The organism is uncultured Amaricoccus sp., assembly GCF_937858865.1.
Lineage (GTDB): Bacteria > Pseudomonadota > Alphaproteobacteria > Rhodobacterales > Rhodobacteraceae > Amaricoccus.
On record NZ_CALLYO010000051.1, the window covers coordinates 1 to 3,116 of the forward strand.

2 protein-coding genes are annotated in these 3,116 nt (G+C 71.1%); both read right to left on the reverse strand.

Annotated elements, in window-relative coordinates:
• Positions 1–172 precede the first annotated feature (172 nt).
• Positions 173–1,765 carry a phosphoglycerate dehydrogenase gene (gene serA, locus Q0112_RS01360; protein WP_297970433.1) on the reverse strand — a complete coding sequence of 531 codons (1,593 nt, stop codon included), beginning with the start codon at positions 1,763–1,765 and terminating at the stop codon, positions 173–175.
• A gap of 60 nt (positions 1,766–1,825) precedes the next feature.
• Positions 1,826–3,022, reverse strand: coding sequence for a phosphoserine transaminase (locus Q0112_RS01365; RefSeq protein WP_297970435.1), 1,197 nt, complete (start codon positions 3,020–3,022; stop codon positions 1,826–1,828).
• Between the last annotated feature and the right edge of the window lie 94 nt (positions 3,023–3,116).

The window sequence follows — 3,116 nt, forward strand, 5'->3', positions numbered from 1 at the left end:
TCTGCGACGCGATCATCGCCTCGGGGAAGTCCGGGGCGTGGGAGACCCTCTGAAGCAGCGCGATCGGTGATTTCGCGCGCGAAACCATAGCTATCCCCTTGTGGATAAAGGGAAACAACTTCCTAATTCTTCGTGAACGGCCCCGCGGGGCCGTTCACGCCCCGGCAGCCGGCTAGAAACTCAGCGCCTTGGCCTGGCGGATCTGGGGCAGCATGGCGATCTCGCGCAGCGCCTCGGGCGCCACCGCCTCGTCGACGCCGAGGAGCGCGATGGCCTCGCCCGAGCGCTGCTCGCGGCCGAGGGCGAAGGTGGCGATGTTGATCCCGAGCGCCCCGAGCCTGGTGCCGAGCGCGCCGATGTAGCCCGGCGTGTCGGTGTTGGTGGTGTAGAGCATGTAGGGCATCGGCTCGGCCTCGAGGTTGATCCCCTTGATCTGGATGAAGCGCGGCTTGCCGTCCGAGTAGATGGTGCCGGCGACCGAGCGGGTCTGCTGCTCGGTCGTCACGATCAGCCGCATGTAGGAGCCGAAGGCGCCCTGCGGATCCTTGCGCGTCTCGGTGATGTGGACGCCGCGCTCGCGGGCGACGATCGGCGCCGAGACCATGTTGACCGCCCCCTGCCCCACCAGCGGCACCAGCAGGCCGGCGGTCAGCGCGGCGGTCAGGGGCTTCAGGTTCAGCTGCCCGACGTCGCCGACATATTCGATCTCGATGCCGGTGATCGCATGCTCGGTCACCTGGCCGGCGAAGCTGCCGAGCATCTCGGCGAGGCCGATCCAGGGCTTCAGGATCGGCGCCTCCTCGGCGGTGACCGAGGGCGCGTTGAGCGCGTTCGAGATGGCGCCGTGCACGAGATAGTCGGCCATCTGCTCGGCGACCTGCAGCGCGACGTTCTCCTGCGCCTCGGCGGTGGCGGCGCCGAGGTGCGGGGTGCAGACGACGTTGGGGGCGCCGAAGAGGACGTTCTCCTTCGCCGGCTCCTCGGAGAAGACGTCGAAGGCGGCGCCGGCGAGGGCGCCCGACTTCAGCGCCTCGGCGACCGCCACCTCGTCGACCAGCCCGCCGCGGGCGCAGTTGATGAGCCGCGCGCCCGGCTTCATCCGGGCGATCCGCTCGGCGGAGAGGATGTTCGCCGTCTTCTCGGTCTTCGGCAGGTGCAGCGTCACCACGTCGGCGCGGGCAAGGAGCTCGTCGAGATCCTCGATCCGCTCGACGCCGAGCGCCTGCGCCCGCTCCGCCGAGAGGAAGGGGTCGTAGGCGATCACCTTCATCCGCAGGCCGATGGCGCGGGTCGCGACCACCGAGCCGATGTTGCCGCAGCCGACGAGGCCGAGGGTCTTGCCGGTGATCTCGGTGCCCATGAAGCGGGACTTCTCCCACTTGCCGGCCTGCGTCGAGGCGTCGGCGGCCGGGATCTGCCGGGCGCAGGCGAGCATCATGGCGATGGCGTGCTCGGCGGTGGTGATCGAGTTGCCGAAGGGGGTGTTCATCACCACGATCCCCTTGGCCGAGGCGGCCGGGATGTCGACATTGTCGACGCCGATGCCGGCGCGGCCGATCACGCGCAGGTTGCCGGCGCGGGCGATCAGGTCGGCGGTGACCTTGGTGGCGGAGCGGATGGCGAGGCCGTCGTAGGTGCCGATGATCTCGGCCAGCTTCGCCTTGTCCTTGCCGAGCTGCGGCTGGAAGTCGACCTCGACCCCGCGGTCGCGGAAGATCTGCACGGCGGCATCGGAAAGCTCGTCGGAAATGAGAACCTTGGGCATCTTGAATGACTCCGGGGTGGCGGGCGCGCCGGCCCGCCGAATTTCAGGGGACGGGAGGGATCAGGCGGCCTTGGCGGTCTGGAAGGCCCAGTCGAGCCAGGGGCCGAGCGCCTCGACGTCGGCGGTCTCGACCGTCGTGCCGCACCAGATCCGGAGGCCGGGAGGGGCGTCGCGGTAGCCGGCGATGTCGTAGGCGACGCCCTCGGCCTCGAGGAGCTTCGTCATCGCCTTGACGAAGTCGCGCTGCGCCGCCTCGTCGCGGCCGGCGATCTCCGGGTCGATGATGCGGAGGCAGACCGAAGTGTTGGAGCGGACGGCCGGATCGGCGACGAGGTTCTCGATCCAGGGGGTGCGGTCGACCCAGGCCTGGAGCGCGGCGGCATTGGCGTCGGCGCGGGCGCGGGTGGCGGGGAGGCCGCCGATCCCTTCCATCCAGTCGAGGGCGTCGATCGCGTCGGCGACGCAGAGCATCGAGGGGGTGTTGATCGTCTCGCCGGCGAAGATGCCTTCGATGAGCTTGCCGCTCTTGGTCAGGCGGAAGATCTTCGGCAGCGGCCGCGGCGGGGCGAAGCTCTCCAGCCGCTCGACGGCGCGGGGGCTGAGGATGAGGATGCCGTGCGCGCCCTCGCCGCCCATCGCCTTCTGCCAGGAGAAGGTGGTGACGTCGAGCTTGTCCCAGGGGAGGTCCTGGGCGAAGGCCGCCGAGGTCGCGTCGCAGAGGGTGAGCCCTTCGCGGTCGGCGGCGATCCAGTCGCAGTCCGGGACGCGGGCGCCCGAGGTGGTGCCGTTCCAGGTGAAGCAGACGTCGGCCTCCCGGCGCACCGCGCCGAGGTCGGGGAGCGCGCCGTAGGGGGCGTCGAGCACGCGGCAGTCCGCGAGCTTCAGCTGCCTGGTCGCGTCGGTCGCCCAGCCCTGGCCGAAGCTCTCCCAGACCAGCATGTCGACCGGGCGCGCGCCGAGCAGCGACCACATCGCCATCTCGAAGGCGCCGGTGTCGGAGGCGGGCACGATGCCGGTGCGGTAGCCCTCCGGCACGCCGAGGAGCCGCGCCGTGCGGTCGATCGCCTCCTTCAGCTGCGCCTTGGGCTTCGCGGCGCGGTGCGAGCGGCCGAGGAAGGCGCGGGCGGCGACCGCCTCGGCGGTCCAACCGGGGCGCTTGGCGCAGGGGCCCGAGGAGAACTCGGGGCGGGCGGGCTTCGCATGCGGTCTGACGGGGGGACGGGGCGCCGCCACGGCGGCTGCCTGGGGGTGGCTCATCGGCCAGCTCCATGGTCAAGGGCGAGATCGCTGAGCACGCCCCGCTCGCCCTCGTCCGGGGTCGCGCCCGGAGCCCGGATAGTCGATTCCGGGC

Excerpts from the sequence above, each read along its gene's own strand:
- Q0112_RS01365 (WP_297970435.1), bottom strand. The coding sequence starts at position 3,022 with ATGAGCCACCCCCAGGCAGCCGCCGTGGCGGCGCCCCGTCCCCCCGTC.
- serA (WP_297970433.1), bottom strand. The coding sequence starts at position 1,765 with ATGCCCAAGGTTCTCATTTCCGACGAGCTTTCCGATGCCGCCGTGCAG.